Consider the following 948-nt stretch of genomic DNA (forward strand, 5'->3'; position numbering starts at 1 on the left):
CTAGGGCGTGTCTCCTAAATCCTGGAGTGGTGGTCGGGGATGCTTGATGGGTGTCTCGTACTTCTGTTTTGACTGATGGGCAGTGGGCCCGCATTCAGCCGCTGTTGCCGTCGTCTCTGGGGCGGCGCGGCCGTCCGTTCCGTGACGATCGCAGGGTCGTGGAGGGCATCATCTACCGGTATCGCTGTGGAATCGCCTGGCGCGACGTTCCCGCGGAGTTCGGTCCGTGGCAGACGATCTGGAAGCGGCACCGCCGGTATAGCGGCGACGGCACCTGGGACAGGATCCTCGCCGGGCTGCTGACGGTGGCCGATGCCCGGGGCGAAGTGGATTGGTCGGTCTCGGTTGACTCGACGGTGAACCGCGCGCACCAGCACGGCACGAACCTTCCCCGGACCACAGGGGGCCCCGTCGAATTACATGAATCTGTTTGCTGAACCCGATGATCATGCGATAGGCCGTTCCCGCGGCGGATTGAGCACGAAAATCCATGCCCTGGTTGACGGCAAGGGCCGGCCTTTGGTGCTGCTCGTCGCGCCGGGGCAGGGCGGAGACGCGCCCATGTTCCCGCATTTGATCGACCATCTGAAGATCAACCGGGCTGGCCCGGGAAGACCCCGGACCCGCCCGGACCGTGTTCGCGGAGACAAGGCCTATTCATCCCGAGCGATCCGGAGCCTTCTACGAGGACGCGGAATCGCCGCGGTCATCCCGGAACCAGCGGATCAAATCGGCCACCGGAAACGACGCGGTTCGGTCGGAGGACGGCCCCCGCTCTTTGACAAAGAGGACTACAAGGGCCGGAACGTCGTCGAACGGAACTTCAATACTTTCAAGCAATGGCGAGGCCTGGCCACCCGCTACGACAAACTCGCACTCACCTATCGCGGCGGAGCCGTTCTCCGGGCAGTCAGCATCTGGCTAGCCGCTTTAGGAGACACGCCCTAG

General features: G+C 63.9%; 1 protein-coding gene. It reads left to right on the forward strand.

Going from position 1 to position 948, the window contains the following annotated elements; all coding sequences use genetic code 11:
* Window positions 1-50 precede the first annotated feature (50 nt).
* Window positions 51-948 (forward strand): IS5 family transposase gene (locus tag AC3WJU_RS22450; RefSeq protein WP_492260927.1). Its coding sequence is split into 2 segments (ribosomal slippage): window positions 51-401 and window positions 403-948, totalling 897 coding nucleotides; the frame shifts between segments, so codons are not numbered across the junction.

Source organism: Arthrobacter sp. FW306-1B-F12A (assembly GCF_058781865.1).